This window comes from Streptomyces sp. NPDC052910 (genome assembly GCF_055585605.1).
Map to the genome: position 1 here is coordinate 111,810 of NZ_JBVJJR010000010.1, position 20,339 is coordinate 132,148.

Consider the following 20,339-nt stretch of genomic DNA (forward strand, 5'->3'; position numbering starts at 1 on the left):
GCGGTCAGGCGGCGCGCCCGCTCTGCCCGTCGTGCAGCGGCTTGATCAGGCGGTTTCCGGCCTGGTGGTCGATGGCCTCGGCGAGCCCGTGCAGTTGGGAGGTGAGCATGGCCCGGGTCGTGGGATCGGTCAGGCGGCGGGCGGGCTCGGCGGTGGGGTCGAGGCGGGTGTGGACTTCGGGGATGGCGACCTGGGGCCCGCCGACCACGTAGACGTTGAGGAGCGCGAACAGTTCGCGCAGTTGGGCCTGGGCGCGGATGCCGCCGAAGATGCCGGGCGAGGAGGACAGGACGACGGCGGCGTGTCCCGGCAGGACGCTCGACCCGTACGGGCGCGACGCCCAGTCCAGGGCGTTCTTGAGCACGCCCGGCATGGCGCCGTTGTACTCGGGCGTGGCGACGATCAGCCCGTCGGCGTCGGCGAGCTCGCGCCACAGTTCGCGCACGGCCGCCGGCGGGTCGGTCTCCAGGTCTTCGCTGAAGTGGGGCAGGTCGCCGAGGTGTTCGTAACACCGGATGCGCATGCCCTCGGGGGCAAGTGCCGGCAGGGCATGGAGGATCCGGGTGTTGAAGGAGGAGGCTCGCAGGGAGCCGGAGATGGCCAGGACGCGGCTCATGGACGGTGCTTCTTTCGGAGGGCGGGGGGTCGGGTGAGGGGGGTGGGTGGCGGCGGTGGCATGTCAGCCGCGGTAGCTTTCGTGGCGGGCGAAGTCCGGGATCTCGTGCGCTGTGAAGGCCTCGGTGTAGCGCAGGGGGCGGACGGTGTCGATGTTCCACACGTAGACGGGCTGTCGATCGCGCCGCGCGGCCAGTCGGGCCCGGCTTGGGCCGTGGTTCATCCCGCCCGGGGTGACGCTCGCCAGGCCCGTTGTCGGCCCGGGCCCTTGACCGCCGTCGAGGGTGCCGAGCGGCACGATGACCTCGTCGTAGTCGACGTTGCGGTGGAACGGCTGGGCGCGTTCGGCGTCCTCGGCCGTCTGGGTGGGGCGCGGGGCCATGGTGACGATCCAGTCCGCTCCGGCCTGGAAGGTGGCGTGCGCCATGGGCGGCACGTCCAGCCGCTCGGAGGTGACCGGGCGGATGTCGGCCAGCCGCAGTCGGAACGGCGCGAGGGTGCCGGTCCAGCTTCGGACGTCGGCGGGGTCGAAGGCGTAGAAGATCGACGACAGTTCGCCGTCCCGTTTGACCAGGACCTCCCACTCGCCGTCCGCGTTCGCCGCGGAGGGCACGGACGGGCCGGCGTCGAGCCGGGGGACTTCCAGGACGCCCCGGTCGAAGGGCAGGAAATGGCCCAGCGGGCCCCGCTCGGGCAGGGTGACAGGTTCCCGGGTCTCGACCACGTAGGTCACCTGGGGCCCGTCCCCGGCGGGGATGACGCGGTAGTTGGTGCCCTTGGGCAGGACGAGGTACTCCAGCGGCCCGTACGACAGGACGCCGTAGTCGGTGACGAGCGTGCCGTGGCCCGACTGGACGAGCAGCTGGGTGTCGCCGTCGGCGTTGCGGAAGTAGTACGGCATCGGTGCCGTGCGCCTGGACACGGCGATGGTGATGTCGTCGTTGTGCATGAGCACGGTGGGGAGGGCGCGTTCGTCATGCTCGTCGGCGGCGGGGACCTCGGTGAGCCGGATGCCGCGCGGCCGGACCGGGCCTTCGACGCGCAGCCAGTCGGTGGTGGGGTGGGCGTGGTAGAGCCGGGATACCTCGCCCTCGAAGCCCTGCCGGGCGTGATGCTCCTCGAAGGTGCCGTCGGGCACCGTGGTGTGGGCCTGGCGGGGTACGCGGCCCTGGACGTGTTGGGCGAACATGTCGGTTCCTTCGTGGGGCCTGGACGGTCTTTCGTCGGACATGACCGGTTTTCCGTCGGCCGTGATCGATTGACATCGGCCGTGATCGGTTTGGTGTCGGGCGTAGTGGTTTGTCGTCGGGCGTCATCGGGCCTCGGGCCGGGGCGGCCGTGAGGTGCCGGGTGGCGGGCGCGTCGCCGCGGAGGACGAGGCGCGGGCACGGCGGACCGGCCGCGAGGCCGGCGTGCGGGCGCGGTGCGCGGGCCGGGGATCGACGTGGGCAGGGGACGCTCGGGGTCTCCGTCCGGGCCGGGGTACGGTCCGGGCGCGCGCTCCGGTCGCGGCCGACGGCGCGGGCGAGGACTCAGCCGACGGCGAGGACGAGTTTGCCGCGCCGGCCGCCGGCCTCCAGCGCCTTGTGCGCCTCCGCCGCCTGTGCGAGGGGGAATCGGCGGGCGACCGGGAGCCGGAGCTCGCCCCGGGCGGCCAGTTCGGCGACCTGGGCGAGGGTGTCGGCGGAACGGGTGCCGAACATCATGGTGATGCCGTACCGCCGTGCGAGCGGCGGGCTGACCAGGGTCACGACGCGCTCCTTGGCGCGGGTCACGGCGATCGAGACGGCGATCGCCTCCTCGGCGCCGGTCAGGTCCAGGGCGGCGTCCACGCCGCCCGGGGCCAGCTCGCGTACGCGCTGCTCGAGGTGGTCACCGTAGGTGACCGGGACACCGCCCAGGGAGCGGACGTAGTCGTGGTTGTCCTCGTGCGCGGTTCCGATCACCGTCGCACCCGAGGCCCGGGCGAGCTGCACCACGACGCTGCCCACACCGCCGGCGGCGCCATGGACGAGCACCGTTTCCCCGGCCGTCACCCCCAGCGTGCGCAGCGCGTTGTACGCCGCCTGGCCGACGGCGCCGATCACCGCGGCGGTCTCCCCGTCCAGCCCCTCGGGCTTGCGGACGAGCTGCTCGGCGGGCACGACGACGTACTCGGCGTACGCGGCCATGTCGACGAAACCGATCACCTCGTCCCCGGCCGCGAACCCGTCGACGCCCTCGCCCACCTGGTCCACCACGCCGGCGAACTCGTTGCCGAGCTGCTGGGGGAAGGAGATGTCGTACACCGCGTCGAACTCGCCGCGCCGGATCTTGGCGTCGATCGGGTTGAGCCCGGCGGCCCGGACGCGCACGCGTACCCGGCCCGCCGCCGCCCGCGGTTCGGGGAGCTCGGCCACCCGCAGCACGTCGGGAGTGCCGTAGGAGTCCATCACCACTGCCTTCATCGGAATGGTCACCTGACTTTCGATAGAGCGAGTACCGACCGGCGGACCCCTTCGATTCACTGGGTTCCCCGGCGCCTTTCGCTCACCATTCAACGGTCGCTCGTGGGGGCGGGTCCAACACTCTTCGACGGGCAGGTGACAGTCTCAGGCTGTTACGTTGGGAGGGTGGACCTCGACCTGCGCCAGGTGCGCTACGCCGTCACCCTCGCCGACGAACTCCATTTCGGCCGGGCCGCCGCCGCGCTGACCATCGCCCAGCAGACTCTCTCCGCACAGATCACCGCCCTGGAGAAGCGCCTCGGCGTCCCGTTGTTCACCCGCGACCGCCGCCATGTCGCGCTCACCCCGGCCGGGGAGCTCTTCGTCCGGCGCGGCCGGCGCCTCCTGGCCGACGCCAGGCGCATGGTGGACGACGTCACGCGCACCCAGGCGCCCCTGCGCGTCGACGTGCTCACCGACGGACTCACCCCCTCGATCGTCACCGAGCACCTGCGTGCCCAGTCCCCCTGCCTGCCGTTCGAGGTCCTGCAGAGCCAGGGGCTGGCCGCCGCGCTGCCCCGTCTGCTCGCGGGCGACCTCGACCTGGCCTTCGGCCGCGTCCACGGACTCGGCCGGCCCCTCCCCGACGGGCTCGCCACCATGCCCGTACGCCTCGAACCCATCGGTGTCGTCCTCCCGGCGGGCCACCCCCTCGCCGCCCACGACCATGTCCCCCTCGCCGCCCTCGCCGACCACCCGCTGCTCGTCCACACCGCCGACGAGGCCGCCGAGTGGCGCGACTGGATCGAGGAGGCCGTCAGCGCGTTCGGGCTGTCCGTCGCACTGCGTGTCCGCGGGCACGGCCGGGCCGCCATCCACGCGTTGGTGGCCGCCCGGGGCTACCCCGCCTTCGGCCTCACCACCGGGCAGCTCCCCGACGGCCTGACCGCGCGCCCCCTGACCGACCCCGTACCGCTCTACCCGTGGCACGCCGTCTGGCACCCCGCCACCACCGCGGCACCCGTGCTGAACCGCACTCTCGAACTCGTCCACACCTACGCCCGCGACCACGGCTGGCACCGCCTCCCCGACACCAGGTGGTGGCTGCCCGGACCGGACACACCGACCGGCCTGTGACGCGCGCGGCCGGCCTTCCGCGGCGGGGCCGCGGCCGGGCCGGCGGGTACCCGCGACCGCCACGGCTCACGGAGTCAGCCGTGCCCCTCCGGTCGGTGACCGAGCCGGGGCTCCCCGGAGACGCTGAGCCTGACGCGGCTCCGGGTCACGCGATGGCGTCGACGGCGAGGAACGCTTCACCGGCCAGGGTCGCGGGAGTTGCCCCGGTGAACGCCATGATGTCCCGATGCGGGTGGGACTGGTCGGCCCAACCGGCGTGGGCGGCGACCCGGGTGGCCAGGTGGTGGGCGGAGCGTCCGCAACGGACGGGTTTCACAGTCGACTTGTACGCCGGATCGAGCTGCGACCGGAATCGGGACTCTGTCGGCCTTCACGACGACACCTCACACCACCCGGGTGGAGTGAACGAAACAAGGAGAGACCATTCGACCCTCTCCTCACCGGCACCGCAGTGCCACCGCGGCGAAGAAGACGCGGCCGGCAGCGGGCGGACGGAGACCACCGGCCTTCCGCCGCACGGACCACTCCGCCGCACCCTCGCGAGGCGCGGGTACGATCATCACCGCGCAGCACCATCACGTCCTGGCAACGCCGCTGTGCCCGACCGACGTTGGGCCACCGGCGGTGCGTACGGGGTGCCGGTCTGCCGTCCGGAGTACGGCATCCCGCACCGGCCCCCTCCGGCGACATCGTGTCCACCGAACAGAGCGGAGAGCACGTGTTCATCGCCTTCGTCACGATCACCATCGTCGGCGCGGTCTTCAACGGCGCCGCCGCCGTCACGTACCTGATCGGCCACGAATACCCCAAGTCCCAGGCGGACATGAAAGGCATACCCCGGAAATACGTCCCGGTTCTGGGCCTGTTGTTGGCGGCGGGCACCGTGGGGCTGCTCGCCGGGCTCGCCGTGCCGCTCCTGGGAACGCTGGCCGCCGCCGGTCTCGTGCTGTACTTCATCGGCGCGATCATCGCGCACCTGCGGGTCGGCTCCCGCAACATCGTGGGCGGGATCGTGTTCCTGGCCACCGCTGTGGCCGCCCTCGTCCTGGGGGTGTCTTACCACGGTCCGTGGTGAGGCGCGGGGGTGGCCTACCACGGTCCCTGGTGAGGCACGGAAATCCGCGACGGCCGTCGGCGCCCTCGTACGGGGGACCGTAGCGCGACGCCGTACGGCCGCCGACGGAGACGGCAGCGGCCGAGGGCGCGCTCCGGGTGACCGGGCGATCGGATGCGCAGCCGGACGGTGAGCGCCGGAGGGCGACTCACGTGCCGAGCCGGGACGGCGGGAAGAGACGTCTCGGCGGGTGGAGGCGTCTCGGCGGTTTCCCGCGCCGGCGGCGGGCCTACCAAGGGACCGTCAGCCAGGGACTCGCCGGGTCGCTGGTCAGGATGCGGTGCGCGTCGAGCATCTCCTCGTACCACGGGCCGAATTCCTCCTCGTCGAAGTGGAGGCAGCGGCCCAGGATGTACCCGGCGGAGAAGTCCTCCCACGAGTGGTACTCGATCCTGCTGACCCGGCTCGCGCGCACCACCGCCGCCTCGGCCTCGCCCATGTCGCAGAAGCGGGCGCCCAGGCCCCAGCGGGCCATCTTCGACGCCCGGCCGAAGTCCCAGGCCAGTACGGAGCGGACGGACCGGTTGTCGCGGAGCAGCCCGTCGGCGCGGAACCTCGCCTCGTAGCGGGTGATGCGCCCGATGAGCTGCCGTACCCGCCGGATCTCGGCCTCCACGTCCCCGCCGCCGTCGTCGTCGGGGCCGGCGGCGGCGCGGGCCTCGGCGGCGCGGGCCCGCAGCACTTGGGCGGTCACCTCCCGCCAGTGGCCGGGCTCCACCGGTCCCCCGTATTCGCGGGCGAGTGCGCGTCGCAGCCCGAGGACGAACTCCCACGGTCCACTGCTCGCCCGGCCGCGCAGCAGGGTCTCCATGGTCCGCTGCCACTGTTCGCGGGTGGTGATGTCCCACCAGTCGCGCAGGCGCTCGCGTTCCCCCCGGTAGCCGATGCCGTGCCAGGCCATGGCGTTCCACAGGGAGCCGTTGCTGACACACAGCAGCGCCCCGCAGGCGAGACCGTGCGCGACCTCCCCCTGAAGCGGCCCGCCGGCGTACAGGGTGCGCAGCGTTCCGGCGGGCTGGGGCCGGATGTTCTCGGTGTGCCGCGTCCACAGGGCGCGGTGGGCCGCGGTGGCCGCGAAGTACGCCTCGCACGGGGTGCCCGGGTTGACGGCCAGCCAGAGGGTGTCGTCGTACCACTCGTCGGCCAGCCGGCCCAGTGAGCGGCGGAAGTACACCGGGTCGGGGACGGGCGCGGGCAGCACGCCGTGGGTGAAGAACCCGAGCATGTGGACGCCCACCTGTGGGTGCCAGAACGGGGTGTGGGTGGCCAGGCCCCGGTCGGCGTCGGCCCTGGGCATGGGGTGGTAGAGGAAGGCGCCTGCCAGCACGTCGAAGTAGGCCGCCCAGTCCTGGCGCGCCTTCGCCTCGTACAGGCCGCGCTCGATGTCGGAGGGCGCCTGCCAGGCGGGGGCGGGCGCCTGCCACGTCCCCGGCTGCGGCCCGGAGCCGGGCGGCCCGAAACCGGAGGAGCCGAAACCGGAGGGGCCGAAACCGGACGGACTGGCGCCGGCCGCGGTCGAGTCGGGTGGACCGGATACCGGCTGCCCGGATCCGAACGGTCCCGAGCCGGGCGGGCCGAACTCCCGCCGCGTCTCAGGACAGTGCTCCGGCCCGAAGTCCCGCCCCGCTCCCGGGGTCACCTCGCCCCCTGTGTCCGTTCCCATGGGCGGAAACTCTACAAACCGCCGTACCGGCGCCGCCCTTCGGCCCGGCATCACGTCGGTTCGCCGGGGCTCGGCGCCGCGTGCGCGGAACGGACGGACGCGCGAACGCCGCCGCGGGGTCGTCGAGCAGGGGCGCCGCGGCCGGGTGGGGCGTCGGTGTGGGTTGAGCGCGTGGATGCCGCACGCCGGGGGCGAGCGGCCCGCCGTGATCACGTCGGCGCGCAGGGCGCGTCCCGGCGGCCCGGTTCCAGGACGACGGCGTGACCGGCCGCGACGAGGGCCGACGAGGGCCAGTGTGCCGGGCAGGCCGGCCGCGGTGAGGCCGGCACGGACGTCGTGCCCGGCGCGGTCGGCGTGCCGGGCACGACGGCGCCGCCGATCCGTCGTCGGCGTACTCGGCCCACGTCTCGTCCGCCGCCGCACCGGAGACGCACCGGGCCGGTCCCCGACCGGAAGTGGACCGGTGGGCAAGGCACGGTCATGGAGTCCGTCCGAGGCGGCATCGCACGACCGCGCGCCGCCGCCGGTGCCGCTCCGGACGGCACGCCGATCCGCCGTTCCGGTCCGGTGATCCGCCGGGAGCGGCCGGCTGCGGAGCGGACGCCGGCAAGCCCGGCCCGGCCCGCGCGCCCACGGATGTCCGCCGGATCACCGGCGCGGTGCTCAGCCCCGCCCCAAGTCCCGGAAGGCGTCGCGGTGCCGGGCGGGGCTGAGGCCGCGGACGCGTTTGAAGGCGGCGCTGAGCGCGAAGGCACTGCCGTATCCGACCTGCCGGGCGACGGACGCCAGGGTGGCGTCGGAGGAGGCGAGGAGGTCGGCGGCGAGGGAGAGGCGCCAGCCGGTGAGGTAGGCCATCGGCGGTTCGCCCACCAGCTCGGTGAAGCGGCGGGCGAGGACCGTGCGGGAGACGCCGGTCTCGGCGGCGAGGGCGGCGACGGTCCACGGCCGGGCGGGGTCGGCGTGCAGCAGGCCGAGCGCGGGGCCCACCACCGGGTCGCCGTGGGCGCGGTACCAGGCCGGGGCGGCGGCGCCCTCCCGTGTGAGCCAGGCGCGCAGCGCGCCGATCAGGACGAGGTCGAGCAGTCGGTCCAGGACCGCGGCCTGCCCCGGTTCGTCGCGGCTCATCTCCTCCTCCAGCAGCGGCAGCAGGGGCGAGTGCCAGGCGCCGGCGGTCAGGTGCAGCACGTTCGGCAGGGTGTGCAGCAGGCGGCGGCCGACTTCGCCGGGGAGCTGGTACGTGCCGCTGACGAGGGCGTGCGCCGCGTCGGGGCGCGCGCCCCAGGTCCGTACGCCGCGGTGGAGTTCCGCGCACAGTGCGGCCCCGACCGGGTCGGTCGCCACCTGGCCCGGGTGGATGATCGCCCGCGGCTCGGTCGAGGGGTGGTCGGCGACCGTGTACGGCTCGGGGCCACGCACGACCGCCAGGTCACCGGGGCGCAGCCGTACGGGCGGCCGCCGGTCGTGCACGATCCAGCCTTCGCCACGGAACATGGTCAGGACGGTCAGCGGCGCCTCGTCCCGGACACGGATCGCCCATGGCGGGTCGAACACCGAGCGCAGCAGGAAGGCGCCCTGGGCCCGGGTGCCGGCCAGCAGCGCGCCCAGCGGGTCCCCGCCGGCCGGGGCGGGGTCCACGGGACGCTCGCGTATGCGGCCGAGGTCTTCGGCCATGGCCGCGGGCGGGCCCGGCGGGTTGACTTGCGGTAGGGCACGGCGAACGGGGGGTACGGGAATGTCGGTTGTACGCATCGCGGTCCTGTTCGGGGCGGTGGTGACCACCGGGCTCGGTGCCGGGCTGTTCTACTCCTATGCCTGCTCGGTGATGCCGGGGCTGGCCCGCGCCGACGACCGGACGTTCGTCGACGCGATGCAACGGATCAACGTGGCCATTCTCAACGGCTGGTTCATGCTCTCCTTCCTGGGCTCACTGGCGCTGATCACGCTCGCCGCCGTGCTGGAGTGGCGCGGTGGCGGCCGCACGGCGCTGCTGTGGCTCGTGGCGGCCGCCGCCTTCCAGCTCGCCGTGCTGGTGATCACCGGCGTGGTCAACGTACCGCTCAACAATCGCCTGGCGGCGGCCGGTTCCCCGGATCATCACCTCACCGACTTCGCCGCAGTCCGCGGCGCCTTCGAGAGCGCCTGGGTCCGGTGGAACCTGGTCCGCGCCCTGGCCTCCACCGCCTCTTTCGCCTGCGTGACCTGGGCTCTCTTCCTCGCCGCCCGCACACCGGCCGACGGCTGACGGCCGACGGCTGACCGGCTCGGCGGCCGGCGTCCGGGGGGCGCGCGGGACGTCGTCAGCCCGCCTCGGCACGTCGCCGGCCCGGCCGCCTCGGCTGTCCCGGCCCCGCCGCCGTGCCACCGGGCCACCGGGCCACCGAACGTGCCCCGCGGCGGTATCAGTCCCGCCGGGCCGGCCCTGCCGCCGCCGTTCCGCCGCCGTCAGCATCGGCCCGCCGTCCGGCCGGCCGCGGTGCCGTGGCTCCGCCGCGGACGGTGTCGCCGGCGTCCGGCCGCAGCCGCAGCGCGCCGGCGAAGGCGGCGAGCGGGAGGAGGCCCAGCAGGCAGAAGGCGACGGCGTAGGCGGTCGCCGGGGTCGCCTCGGCGCCCGTCAGCAGGGTGCCGAGCGGTCCCCCGGCCCGGAGGGCCACGGTCGCCACGGCCACGCCGAGGCCGGCGGCGGCCTGGTGGGCGGTCGCCTGGAGGGTGTTGGCGTCGCGCGTCCGCTCCGGCGGTATGTCCGCGTACGCGATGATCTGGTAGGCGGTGAGGCCCAGCGAGCGGGCGGCGCCGGCCGGTACGGTCACGGCGGCGATGACGGCGAGCGGCGTGGACGGGGTGAACAGCGCGCAGGCCGCGGTCGTCACAGCCAGGCCGAGGGTGGCGGTGAGCAGGAGCGGGCGGAACCCGAAGCGGTCGAGGAGCCGGTTGACGGCCGGCTTGACGGCGATGTTGCCCGCGAAGACGCAGAGCACGACCGCGCCGGATTTCACCGCGCTCCACCCGAACACCTCCTGGAACAGCAGCGGGAGGAGGAACGGGGCGGCTCCGACGACGGACCAGAAGACCGAGCCGCCGGTGACCGAGGCGCGGAAGGTGGGGACGGCGAGGGTCCGCAGGTCGAGCAACGGCCGGTCGGTGCGCAGGAGATGCCGGGCGGCGGCGGCCAGGGCGACGGCGCTGACGGCTGCCGGGACGGCCACCCGCGACCAGGGGACGCCGTCGCCGGAGAGCAGGTGGGCGGTCCAGGTGAGGGCGCCGAGGCCGGTGACGGTGAGGAGGGCGCCCGCCGGGTCGGGGCGCGGCGGGTCGGCGGGCCGGGGCGTGACGGGCAGCAGGCGGGCGGCGGTCGCGAAGGCGGCGGCGCCGAGCGGCACGTTGATCAGGAACATCCAGCGCCAGTCGGCGTAAGTGGTGATCAGTCCGCCGACGGGCGGTGCCAGGACGGGGGCGACGAGGCCGGGCCAGACGACGTACCCCATCAGCCGGGGCAGGTCGGTCCGCTCCGCTCCGGACACCACCATCAGCCGGCCGACCGGCACCATCATCGCCCCGCCCGCGCCCTGTAGCACCCGCATGGCCACCAGGGTGCCGAGCCCGTCGCTCAGCGCGCAGGCCAGTGAGGCGGCGGTGAACAAGGCGATGGCGGAGAGGAAGACCCGCCGGGCCCCGAACCGGCCGGCCAGCCGGCCGCTGAGCGGGATGAGGGCGGCCAGGGTGACCAGGTAGGCGGTGACGACCAGACCGACGGCGGCGGGGGTGGTGCCGAGGGCCGCGGCCATGCGGGGCGCGGCGGTCGTCACCACGGTGCCGTCGAGGTTCTCCATGAAGAAGCAACCGGCCACCAGGAGGGCCGTGTTGCGCCGTTGTGCGTCGATCATCGTTCCCATCGCTTTCTCGGAGACGTCGTCCATCGTCGGGCGCCGCATGATTGACGACAAGTTCCGAGTCGTTCAGGTACCTTTGCGTCCCGTGCAACTCCCCGACATGAATCTGCTGCCGGCCCTCGACGCGCTGCTGCGCACGGGCAGTGTCACCGGTGCCGCCGCCGAACTCCGGGTCTCCCCCTCGGCGATGAGCCGCACCCTGGGCCGGCTCCGGCGGGTCATCGGCGATCCGCTGCTCGTCCCGGCCGGGCGGGGGCTGGTGCTGACTCCGCGCGCCCGGGAGCTGCGCCCCCGTGTGGAGGCGGCGCTGGTCGCTGCGCTGGCGGCGCTCCGGCCGCCGCAGCCGGCCGACCTCGCCACCGTGGAGCGGTCGTTCACGCTCAGGACGAACGAGGCGCACGCCGTGGTGCTCGGTCCGGCGCTCGTCTCCCGGATCGCCGCCGAGGCGCCGGGCCTGCGGCTGCGTGTCCTCCCGGAAGGGGACGAGGACCTCGCCGACCTCCGCGACCGCGTCGACCTGGACTGCACCGTGCTGCCGCCCGAGCTCCCCGCCGACGTCCGCAGCAGCCCGCTCGGAGAACACCGCTACGTGGCCGTCTCCCGCCGGGACGCGCCCGGGGCGGACGAGCCGCTGGACCTGGAGCGGTTCGCCGCCCTGCCGCACGTCCAGTTCTCCCGCCGGGGCAAGTTCCACAGTGTCGTCGACGACCTGCTCGCGGAGGCCGGGCACACCCGGCGCGTCCGGGTCGTGACACCGACGCACGCCACCGCCTGCTTCCTGGTCCTGGAGTCCGACGCGCTGGCGCTGCTCCCCCGCCCGGTCGCCGTCCGGGCCGCGCGCGTCATGCCGCTGGCCGTCCGGGAGATCCCCCTTCCCCTGCCGGCCGTCCGCACCTCCCTGGCCTGGCACGCCCGGCACGACCAGGACCCGGTGCACGCGTGGGTGCGTGAGGTCCTCACGGCCGCCGCGCGGGAGGCCGTCCGGCCGGAGTGAGACGGGAGGCGCCCGGCCCGCGGCCCGGGCGGCCGGGGAGCGGCTGCCGCGCCGGAGGGGGCCCGGGCGGCGGGGTGAGCCCCGTCTCACTCGGGCGGCGGCTCTTTCCTATGAAACGAGTTGCATAGATGATCCAGGGCATGGCGCTCGAGCACGCGATCCTCGTTTCCCTGCTGGAGAAGCCGGGCTCCGGCTACGAGCTGGCCCGGCGGTTCGAGCGGTCCATCGGGTACTTCTGGACCGCCACCCACCAGCAGATCTACCGGGTCCTGAAGCGGATGGTGGGCGACGGCTGGATCGACGTCCGGGAGGTGGCCCAGCAGGGCCGGCCGGACAAGAAGGAGTACTCGGTGGCGGCCCCGGGCCGGGAGGTCCTCACCCGGTGGCTGTCGGAGCCGGTGGAGCCGGAGGCGCTCCGGCACGACCTGGCGGTCAAGATCCGGGGCGCGGCCTTCGGCGATCCGGCCGAGCTGGTCCGGGAGGTCGAGCGGCACCGCCGGGTCCACGCCGAGCGGCTCGCCCACTACCTCGCGGGCGAGCTGCGCGATTTCACCGGTCCCGAGGCGCCGCCGGCGCTCGACACCGGCCAGGAGCTCCAGCACGCCGTCCTGCGCGGCGGGATCGCCTACGAGCGGATGACGCTCGGCTGGCTGGACGACGTCCTCGCCACCCTGTGCCGCATCGGCTCCGCGCCCCGGTGAACGCGGCCGGCGCCGGACACCCCCCGTCCCCCGCTCCCCCAGTCCCCTACCCTCCGAGCCGGAAAGGCGTATCCCCATGACCAAGGCCGACCCGCTGCTGTTCAACCCGCGCACCTACGACCCCGCGCACTTCGACCCCGAGACCCGCCGGCTGCTGCGTGCCACCGTCGACTGGTTCGAGGAGCGCGGCAAGCGCAGGCTGATCGAGGACTACCGTTCCCGCGCCTGGCTCGCGGACTTCCTGGCGTTCGCCGCCGGGGAAGGGTTGTTCGCGACGTTCCTCACCCCGGCCGCCGAGGGGGACGGGAACGGGGACAAGCGCTGGGACACCGCCCGGATCGCCGCGCTCAACGAGATCCTCGGCTTCTACGGGCTCGACTACTGGTACGCGTGGCAGGTCACCATCCTCGGCCTGGGCCCGGTGTGGCAGAGCGACAACGCCGCCGCCCGCGCCCGCGCCGCCGAACTCCTCGCGGACGGCGAGGTGTTCGCGTTCGGCCTGTCCGAGAAGACGCACGGCGCCGACATCTACTCGACCGACATGCTGCTGGAGCCGGACGGCGAGGGCGGCTTCCGGGCCACCGGCTCGAAGTACTACATCGGCAACGGCAACGCGGCCGGGCTGGTCTCCGTCTTCGGCCGCCGTACCGACGTGGAGGGCCCCGACGGCTACGTCTTCTTCGCGGCGGACAGCCGCCACCCGGCGTACCACCTGGTGAAGAACGTCGTCGACTCCTCCAAGTTCGTCAGCGAGTTCCGCCTGGAGGACTACCCGGTCCGCGCCGAGGACGTGCTGCACACCGGCCGTGCCGCCTTCGACGCGGCACTGAACACGGTGAACGTCGGCAAGTTCAACCTGTGCACCGCCTCCATCGGCATCTGCGAGCACGCGATGTACGAGGCCGTCACCCACGCGCACAACCGGATCCTCTACGGCCGCCCGGTCACCGCCTTCCCGCACGTGCGCCGCGAACTGACCGACGCCTACGTCCGCCTGGTCGGCATGAAGCTGTTCAGCGACCGCGCCGTCGACTACTTCCGCTCCGCCGGCCCGGACGACCGCCGCTACCTCCTCTTCAATCCCATGACGAAGATGAAGGTGACCACCGAGGGCGAGAAGGTCGTCGACCTGATGTGGGACGTCATCGCGGCCAAGGGCTTCGAGAAGGACAACTACTTCGCCCAGGCGGCCGTCGAGATCCGCAGCCTGCCGAAGCTGGAGGGCACGGTCCACGTCAACCTGGCGCTGATCCTCAAGTTCCTGCGCAACCACCTGCTGGACCCCGCCGGGTACGAGCCCGTACCCACCCGTCTCGACGCGGCCGACGACGCGTTCCTCTTCCGCCAGGGCCCGGCGCGCGGCCTGGGCTCCATCCGCTTCCACGACTGGCGGACCGCCTTCGACGCGTACGCGCACCTGCCCAACGTCGGCCGCCTGCGGGAACAGGCGGACGCGCTGTGCGCGTTCGTGACCACCGCCGCGCCGGACGAGGAGCAGAGCCGCGACCTCGATCTGCTGCTGTCCGTGGGCCAGTTGTTCGCCCTGGTCGTGCACGGCCAGTTGATCCTGGAGCAGGCGCGGCTGACGGAGCTGGACGAGGACGTGCTCGACGAGCTGTGCGCCGTGCTCGTCCGCGACTTCTCCGCGCACGCGGTCGAGCTGCACGGCAAGGACTCGGCCACCGAGGCGCAGCAGCGGTGGGCGCTCGGCGCGGTCCGCCGCCCGGTCGTCGACGAGGGGCGCTCGGCGCGGGTGTGGGAGCGGGTGGAGGCGCTGTCCGGGACGTACGAGATGGCGCCGTAAGCGGGTCCTCGAACGCCGGACGGGCTGATGTTCAGCCCGTCCGGCGTTCGAGGACAAGGGGGTCTGGGGCGTCAGCCCCGGGAAACGGTGAAGGGGTGGGGCCGGGGGCCGGAACCTCAGCTTCCCACCGGTGTCCACCGGATCCGCGTGCTGCACAGCGACACCACCCCCGCCGCCACCGCCACGGCGGCAAAGCCCCAGGCCAAGCCACTCGCGTTGGCGATGAAGCCGATGAGGGGCGGCCCGGCGAGCAGGCCGGTGGTGCCCATCGCGGCGACCAGGGTCAGGGAGTCGGAGCCCTGCCGGGCCGCGGCCGCGTAGACGCAGGGGGTGACGGCGGCGATGCCCAGTCCGACGCAGGCGAACCCGGCGAGTGCCGCTGCCACACCGCCGGTCAGCAGCGCGAAGGCGAGTCCGGCGGCGGCCAGGGCGCTGCCCAGGAGGACGACACGGGCGTCGCCCCAGCGGTCGCGCCAACCGTCGGCGAAGAGGCGGGCCACGACCATCATCCCGGAGACGACGGCGATGCCGAGGGGGGCGAGTCCGGCCGCGGCGTGGGCGACGTCCTTCATGTAGAGGGTGGACCAGTCGTTCATGGCGCCCTCGGTGACGGTGCCGAAGGCCATGGCACAGCACATCCAGAGGGTGATCCGGGAGGGGAGGGCCCACCGTCCGCGCGTCCGCTTCTTCTCCTCGGCCTCCTGCGGCCGTGCCTGTTCCTCCGTGAGGAGGCCGCTCCGCGCGAAGGCGTTGAGCAGGACGAGGAGGGCGGCGGCCACTCCGAAGTGCGCCCCGACGGACGGGGTGAGGGCGGTCATGCCGGAGGCGAGGAGGGCGGCGAGCAGGGAGCCGCCGCTGAACGTGGCGTGCAGCCTGGCCATGGCCGTCCGCTCGTAGCGGGCTTCCAGTGCGGCGCCTTGCGCGTTCATGGCGACGTTGAGGCAGCCCACGCAGACGCCGTCCACGCCGAGGATCAGCAGCGCCACCGGGTAGTCGGGAGCCGCGGCCAGGGCCGGGAGGAGCAGGGCCAGGGCGAGTTGCGACAGCAGGGCGAGCCGCCGGGAGCCCAGGCGCTTCATCAGCAGCGCCACCAGGGGGAACGACACCGCCGCGCCGATGCCCGCGGCCATCAGCAGGACGCCGACCTCGGCCGCTGACAGGCCGAGGTCCGTCTTGAGCGCCGGTATCCGGGCGGCCCAGGTGGCGTACTGGAAGCCGAGGGAGCAGAACAGCGCGACGATCGCCCCGTGGGCGCGCCGGTAGGGGTCGTGGAGGCGGAACACGGACATCAGCTCGCTTCGTGGTGCACGGGCCGGCCGTGTGGTGCCGTCCCGCCCGGTTCGGGGTTCCCGGCGCCGTCGGCGGGCACCGGCCGGGACATGTAGACGGCATGGGGGCCGTAGCCGTCGGGGAGGGGGACGCCGGGGTGGGCGGTGAACCCGCGGGCCGACCAGAACGTCTCGCTGCCGCCGACGGCGACGAGCGAGATCCGTTCGTCGCCCCGCGCCCGCGCGGTGCGCGTCAGGTGCAGCAGCAGGTGCCGGGCCAGTCCCCTGCGGCGCAGGTGGGGTGCGACGACGATGTCGTGCAGATGCAGGTTGGCGGCCGGGGCGCCGAGGGGGGCCGGGGCCGCCGGCTCCCCGGGTTCCTCGGGCCGGGTCAGGTCCGGGCAGCGGTCGGCCGGGTAGGGCAAGGCCAGCAGGTAGCCGGCCGGCCGGGAGCCGACGTCGAGGACGAAGCAGGTGTCCGGGGAGGCGTCCGCGCGGGACCGCAGCGCGGCGCGCCCCTCGGAGAGGCCGAGCGCGGTGTAGGCGCCGGCCTCCAGGGCGACGACGGCGTCCCAGTCGCCTTCGGTGATGCCGCGGACGCGGATGCCACCGCTCACCGGGGCCACCTCCGGCCGTCGGCCCCGACGTCGTCCCCGCCGACGCAGGTGTACGGCAGGGGGGCGATCCCGTTGAAGCCCTGGGTCATGTAGCTGGTGGCGTAGGCGCCGCAGGACAGCACCCAGACCGGGTCTCCCGAGGCCAGGTCGCCGGGTACCTCGACCGGCGCGTGCCCGGGGGTGTGGGCGTCGTCGCTGTCGCAGGTGGGCCCGGCGAGGACGGCGCGGACGTACCCGCCGTCGTGCCGCCCCGGGAACACCAGCCGGTACTGGAGGGCGTCCATCTCGTAGAGGCCGTTGAACTTGCCGACGCTCAGGTAGAGCCAGTGTGCGGGGCCGCCGTCCGGGTGGGGGCGTTCCGCGAGGCGGACGACGTGGGCCCGGACGGCTCCGTGGTCGGCGACGAGGTGACGTCCCGGCTCGATGACGAAGTCCAGCGGCGCGCCGTGGATCCGGCGCAGGGCGGCCGTGCCCTCGCGGATCGCCGCGAGGATGGCGTCCAGCGGCGGGTCGAGGGGCACGCCCTGCCGGTCGAGGTAGCCGAGGGCGGGCAGGCCGCCGCCGAGGTTGACGTGGTCGACGGTGATGCCGCGTCCGCGGAGGGTGGTGAGGACCTCGCCGAGGCCGGTGAGCGCGGCGCGCCAGGCCTCGGTGGTCATCTGCTGCGAGCCGACGTGCACGGAGAGGCCGGACGGGGTGAGGCCGAGCTCGCGGGCCCGTTCCAGGACGCGGACGGCCTGGCCGGGCGGGCAGCCGAACTTGTGGGTGAGGCCCCACAGCGCCCCTTCGCCGCCGGTGGCCCCGCGGCAGAACACGCGGGCGCCGGGGGCGTGGCGGGCGATCGCCGCGACGTCTTCGAGGCTGTCGGTGGCGAAGTCGCGGATGCCGAGCCGGTGGGCGTGGGCGATGTCCCGGTCGGACTTGACGGTGTTGCCGTAGTGCGTCCGGGCGGCCGGTACGCCCGCCCGGAGCGCCTGTTCCATTTCGAGCGGGCTCGCGGCGTCGACTCCGGCGCCCGCGCGGGCGAGGGTGCCGAGCACCTCGTCGACCGGGCAGGCCTTCATGGCGAACCGGACATCGATGCCCGGGAGTTGACGCCCGAGGTCGTCGTAGCGGGCGCGGATGCCGTCCAGGTCGAGGACGATCCGGTCCTCGCCGGCGGCGGCGAGCGCTGTGAAGAGGGGGCTGTCGGCCGGGGTGGTGGCGGGGGCGGTGTGCGCGGTCGTCGTCGCGGTGCTCATCGGGACCGTCCCGAGGCGGTGTGGAGGGGGGTGGTGTGGAGGGGCGTGGTGCGGACGGGGGTCACGCGGGCCGCGTGGACCAGGGCTTCCCAGGCCTCGGTGAGCAGGGCGAAGTCCTCGATGTCGCGGCGCGCTTCGTCGAGGAGGCGTTCGCGGCGGCCGGCGAGCAGGTCGGCGAAGGCGGCGTACCGGCCGCCGAGGCGGCGGTAGGCGGCGTCGAGGGCGTCGAGCCGCCGGACGTTCCCGGCCCGGTCGAGGCCGGCGCTCTCGCGGGCGAGGGCGGCGACGGCGGGGCCCCGGACCCGGCCGTGGTCGTCGAGCAGCGTGTCGCCGGCATCGGCGAGCCGGGCGTAGACGGCGTTGAAGTACAGCATGGAGAGCAGGAACTTGACGTAGCGGAGCTGGTAGGCGGTGAAGCCTGTGTCGGTGCGGCGCTCGCCGGTGTAGTAGTTGACGATGTTGCGGTTGTGCAGGACGCCGGGCAGGCCGGCGTCGTGGACGAGGTGGATGAGGAAGTAGTCGCTGCCGATGGTGTCCGTGGCGGGCGGCAGGGGCACGCGCTCGTGGACGTCGTGGAAGGCGATGTTGCACATGTCCACGCGCATCGGGTCGACCAGGGTGAGCAGGGACCGGTCGGCGCGGAAGGGTTCCGTGCCCGCGCCGCGGAAGGACTCCGCGACGAGGTCGCGCTTCTGCTCGTCGGTCCAGTCCTCGGGCGCCCAGAGGCTGACCACCTCGTGGTACGCGGCGGGGTCGAGGGTCTCGATCTCGCCGATGTCGACGGAGAGTTCGCCGATGAACGAGGCGCCGACCATGGCGACGCGGCGGTCCAGGTGCTCCGGCGCGAGGTCCGTCGCGGTGACGTCGGCACGGGCGTCCGCGGCGCGCCGGCCCAACGACGTCAGCTCGTGGTGGATCGGGTACACCGGCACGCCGTCGAGGGTCTGGTACCGGCTGTCGGAGTCCCGGCGGTGCACGGACACGCAGCCGAGCGCGGCGGCGATCAGGAACGCGCGGTTGGTGCAGGCGCCGTAGGAGAGGCGGTCCGGGAGCATCAGGCCGAGCAGCGGCTCCGGCTCGGGGCCGCCGGCGGCGGTGATCACGCGGCGGAGGAAGTCCCGCTGCGCGGCCTCGTCGAGGTGGTGTGCCGTGATCCGCGGGCGCGCGGGCAGCCGGCGGACGGCTTCGGCGTGGTCGGCGAAGTCGGCGGGCGCGCAGGAGTCGAGGACGAGCAGGTGCACCTCGACGTCGAAGTGTTCGACGGCGTAGGCCGCTTCCCGGCCGACGGCTTCGATCGTCTCGGCGCAGGGCCTGTTGGTGGGCAGGGTCAGACAGATTCCGCGCATATCTCTTCCTCGGTGGCCTGGTTGGCCTGGGTTGCCTGCGTGCCCCGGGTGGCCTCGGTGGCCCGGTCGGCTGCGTCGGCGGCCGGGGCGGTCCGGGCTGCCGGGCCGGCGTCGCTGATCGTGGCGGCGGCGGGGCCGGGGTCGGTCGTGGCGGCGGCCGTCTCGCCGGGCCGGTCGTGCCAGGAGCGCAGGCCCAGCAGCTTGGCGCCCAGGTCGTTCAGCTCGGCCCGCCCGTACCGCTGGGACTCGTGCCGGACGGCGTCGCCGAGGAGGGTGGGGTTCCATTCCGGTGTGGCGAGGTCGCGCCAGGAGGTGACCCGGGACGCGCGCAAGGCCCGGTGGTTCTCCAGGGCGGGCATCATCGACAGGTACTGGACGGCGCGCACCCCGTCCTCGGAGGTGTTGGGCGCCACGCCGTGGGCGAGCAGGCCGTTCCAGATGAGCAGGTCGCCGGCGCGGAGTTCGGGGCGGACGACGGGCATGTCGTCGCGGTCGATCCGGGGCCGGATCGGGTCCCGGTCGTCGGGCTGGAGGGCCTTCCAGCGGTCGAACCGGCGGAAGAGTTCGGGGCAGCACTGGAAGCCGCCGACGTCGGGCCGGGTGTCGTCGAGGGCGATGATGCCCTGGACGCGCTGCGGGAGGATGCCCTGGGTGGTGTCGACGTCCCAGTGGAGTTCGATGTCGAAGCCGCGGTCGCGGTGCTCGATCAGGGATCGTGAGCGGTTGCGGACGTTGGGCGGGTTGAGGTTCAGCCGGTCCAGGGTGACCCACAGCTCCTCGCAGTCCCACACGTCGACGAACGCGTCGTAGACGCGGCGGGTCTGCCGGCTGTCCCAGATGAGCTGGTGGTGGTAGGCCTCGACGAAGCCGTAGACGTGCAGTTCCCGGTCCAGGTCGGAGCGCCATTCGCGGTCCTGGTACCAGGTGTCGGGCCGGTCGGGGTCCATGCCCTGGAAGTCCCAGGCGAAGTCGAGCAGGCGCCGGGCGGCCGTCGCGGGGATCGCCTCCCGGACGACGACGTAGCCGTAGGTCTGCCAGAAGGCGAAGTCCTCCTCGGACAGCACCCGCAGCGGCCGTCGCTTCCGAAGGTCCCTCAGTTGGGTGCGGGCGAGGTAGGTCTCGCCGTCCGCGCTGAAGTAGGGGACGTCGGTGACGGCTCGGTGGAGGTAGGGGTCAGCGGTCGTCGTGGGGTCAGCGGTCGTCATGCGGTACTCCGGATCCTTTCTGTCGCCCCCCGGATCTGGGAACGCCAACGGTGCACGGTGGGCGCGGTGGGCACCGGCGCGTGCCGGGGCCGCCTTCGCGCGGGTGGGTGGCGGTCCGGCCGGTGGCGCCGGAACGAGGTGAAGGTCTGCGCGGCCGTCCGGGAGGCGGCCGCCTGTGGGGCGGAGCCGGGCCGCGGCTCGTCACGCCTCCGGGAACGGCGCCCGTCTCGGGCCGCGGTCCGGGACGGTGCCCGGGGGCCGGTGAGTCCGTGTCGGTTCTTCGGGGCCGCGCGCCTCACGCGCCCCACGATGTATGTGCAC

At 74.0% G+C, this 20,339-nt stretch carries 18 protein-coding genes; 6 read left to right on the top strand and 12 right to left on the bottom strand.

All coding sequences use genetic code 11. From position 1 onward, the window contains the following. Nucleotides 1-4: 4 nt before the first annotated feature. The 3 genes from ACZ6X9_RS28760 to ACZ6X9_RS28770 form a co-directional block, all read right to left on the bottom strand. The gene (locus ACZ6X9_RS28760) at nucleotides 5-616 is read right to left on the bottom strand and encodes an NADPH-dependent FMN reductase (RefSeq protein WP_469780925.1); all 612 of its coding nucleotides are present in this window, start codon (nucleotides 614-616) and stop codon (nucleotides 5-7) included. A 63-nt stretch (nucleotides 617-679) separates the two neighbouring features. Next, nucleotides 680-1,804 (bottom strand): homogentisate 1,2-dioxygenase, encoded by a 1,125-nt coding sequence (locus tag ACZ6X9_RS28765; protein WP_469780926.1) that lies wholly within the window; start codon nucleotides 1,802-1,804, stop codon nucleotides 680-682. Nucleotides 1,805-2,147: 343 nt separating this feature from the next. Beyond that, nucleotides 2,148-3,074, bottom strand: coding sequence for an NADP-dependent oxidoreductase (locus tag ACZ6X9_RS28770; protein WP_469780927.1), 927 nt, complete (start codon nucleotides 3,072-3,074; stop codon nucleotides 2,148-2,150). A gap of 153 nt (nucleotides 3,075-3,227) precedes the next feature. On the opposite strand from ACZ6X9_RS28770, the gene ACZ6X9_RS28775 reads away from it, so the two are divergent. Beyond that, entirely contained in the window at nucleotides 3,228-4,178 is a 951-nt protein-coding gene (locus ACZ6X9_RS28775) for a LysR family transcriptional regulator (protein WP_469780928.1), read from the top strand. 145 nt (nucleotides 4,179-4,323) lie between these two features. On the opposite strand, the gene ACZ6X9_RS28780 is transcribed toward ACZ6X9_RS28775, so the two are convergent. Continuing rightward, nucleotides 4,324-4,494, bottom strand: coding sequence for a hypothetical protein (locus ACZ6X9_RS28780; RefSeq protein WP_469780929.1), 171 nt, complete (start codon nucleotides 4,492-4,494; stop codon nucleotides 4,324-4,326). A 402-nt stretch (nucleotides 4,495-4,896) separates the two neighbouring features. On the opposite strand from ACZ6X9_RS28780, the gene ACZ6X9_RS28785 reads away from it, so the two are divergent. Beyond that, a complete protein-coding gene (locus tag ACZ6X9_RS28785; protein ID WP_469781026.1) occupies nucleotides 4,897-5,253 on the top strand; it encodes a DoxX family protein in 357 nt (118 codons plus the stop codon). Between the two features lie 268 nt (nucleotides 5,254-5,521). Here ACZ6X9_RS28785 and ACZ6X9_RS28790 read toward each other — a convergent pair whose 3' ends face one another. Beyond that, nucleotides 5,522-6,955 (bottom strand): DUF1266 domain-containing protein, encoded by a 1,434-nt coding sequence (locus ACZ6X9_RS28790; RefSeq protein WP_469780930.1) that lies wholly within the window; start codon nucleotides 6,953-6,955, stop codon nucleotides 5,522-5,524. Nucleotides 6,956-7,618: 663 nt separating this feature from the next. Further along, nucleotides 7,619-8,626, bottom strand: coding sequence for an AraC family transcriptional regulator (locus ACZ6X9_RS28795; RefSeq protein WP_469780931.1), 1,008 nt, complete (start codon nucleotides 8,624-8,626; stop codon nucleotides 7,619-7,621). Nucleotides 8,627-8,687: 61 nt separating this feature from the next. Here ACZ6X9_RS28795 and ACZ6X9_RS28800 point away from each other — a divergent pair, with 61 nt between their 5' ends. Then, a complete protein-coding gene (locus tag ACZ6X9_RS28800) occupies nucleotides 8,688-9,197 on the top strand; it encodes an anthrone oxygenase family protein (RefSeq protein WP_469780932.1) in 510 nt (169 codons plus the stop codon). Nucleotides 9,198-9,354: 157 nt separating this feature from the next. Here the strand turns inward: ACZ6X9_RS28800 and ACZ6X9_RS28805 are convergent, their stop codons facing one another. After that, nucleotides 9,355-10,869: an MFS transporter gene (locus tag ACZ6X9_RS28805; RefSeq protein ID WP_469780933.1), complete on the bottom strand. Its 1,515-nt coding sequence runs from the start codon at nucleotides 10,867-10,869 to the stop codon at nucleotides 9,355-9,357. Between the two features lie 58 nt (nucleotides 10,870-10,927). On the opposite strand from ACZ6X9_RS28805, the gene ACZ6X9_RS28810 reads away from it, so the two are divergent. The 3 genes from ACZ6X9_RS28810 to ACZ6X9_RS28820 all read left to right on the top strand — a co-directional run bounded on the left by ACZ6X9_RS28810 (nucleotide 10,928) and on the right by ACZ6X9_RS28820 (nucleotide 14,341). After that, nucleotides 10,928-11,836 carry a LysR family transcriptional regulator gene (locus ACZ6X9_RS28810; protein WP_469780934.1) on the top strand — a complete coding sequence of 303 codons (909 nt, stop codon included), beginning with the start codon at nucleotides 10,928-10,930 and terminating at the stop codon, nucleotides 11,834-11,836. A 140-nt stretch (nucleotides 11,837-11,976) separates the two neighbouring features. Beyond that, nucleotides 11,977-12,537, top strand: a complete 561-nt coding sequence (locus tag ACZ6X9_RS28815; protein ID WP_469780935.1) for a PadR family transcriptional regulator — start codon at nucleotides 11,977-11,979, stop codon at nucleotides 12,535-12,537. A gap of 76 nt (nucleotides 12,538-12,613) precedes the next feature. Continuing rightward, nucleotides 12,614-14,341 (top strand): acyl-CoA dehydrogenase family protein, encoded by a 1,728-nt coding sequence (locus ACZ6X9_RS28820; protein WP_469780936.1) that lies wholly within the window; start codon nucleotides 12,614-12,616, stop codon nucleotides 14,339-14,341. 116 nt (nucleotides 14,342-14,457) lie between these two features. Here the strand turns inward: ACZ6X9_RS28820 and ACZ6X9_RS28825 are convergent, their stop codons facing one another. Genes ACZ6X9_RS28825 through ACZ6X9_RS28845 form a run of 5 tightly spaced genes read right to left on the bottom strand, consistent with a single transcriptional unit; the run spans nucleotide 14,458 to nucleotide 20,018 of the window. Beyond that, nucleotides 14,458-15,630 carry an MFS transporter gene (locus tag ACZ6X9_RS28825; RefSeq protein WP_469780937.1) on the bottom strand — a complete coding sequence of 391 codons (1,173 nt, stop codon included), beginning with the start codon at nucleotides 15,628-15,630 and terminating at the stop codon, nucleotides 14,458-14,460. Then, nucleotides 15,630-16,226, bottom strand: coding sequence for a GNAT family N-acetyltransferase (locus ACZ6X9_RS28830; protein WP_469780938.1), 597 nt, complete (start codon nucleotides 16,224-16,226; stop codon nucleotides 15,630-15,632). The genes ACZ6X9_RS28825 and ACZ6X9_RS28830 overlap by 1 nt, the downstream gene beginning before the upstream one ends. Then, complete coding sequence (locus tag ACZ6X9_RS28835) at nucleotides 16,223-17,467, bottom strand: type III PLP-dependent enzyme (RefSeq protein ID WP_469780939.1); 1,245 nt, start codon at nucleotides 17,465-17,467, stop codon at nucleotides 16,223-16,225. Before ACZ6X9_RS28835 ends, ACZ6X9_RS28830 begins: the two co-directional genes overlap by 4 nt. Continuing rightward, a complete protein-coding gene (locus tag ACZ6X9_RS28840) occupies nucleotides 17,464-18,813 on the bottom strand; it encodes a DUF6271 family protein (protein WP_469780940.1) in 1,350 nt (449 codons plus the stop codon). Before ACZ6X9_RS28840 ends, ACZ6X9_RS28835 begins: the two co-directional genes overlap by 4 nt. After that, nucleotides 18,795-20,018: a phytanoyl-CoA dioxygenase family protein gene (locus ACZ6X9_RS28845; RefSeq protein WP_469780941.1), complete on the bottom strand. Its 1,224-nt coding sequence runs from the start codon at nucleotides 20,016-20,018 to the stop codon at nucleotides 18,795-18,797. The genes ACZ6X9_RS28840 and ACZ6X9_RS28845 overlap by 19 nt, the downstream gene beginning before the upstream one ends. Nucleotides 20,019-20,339: the final 321 nt, after the last annotated feature.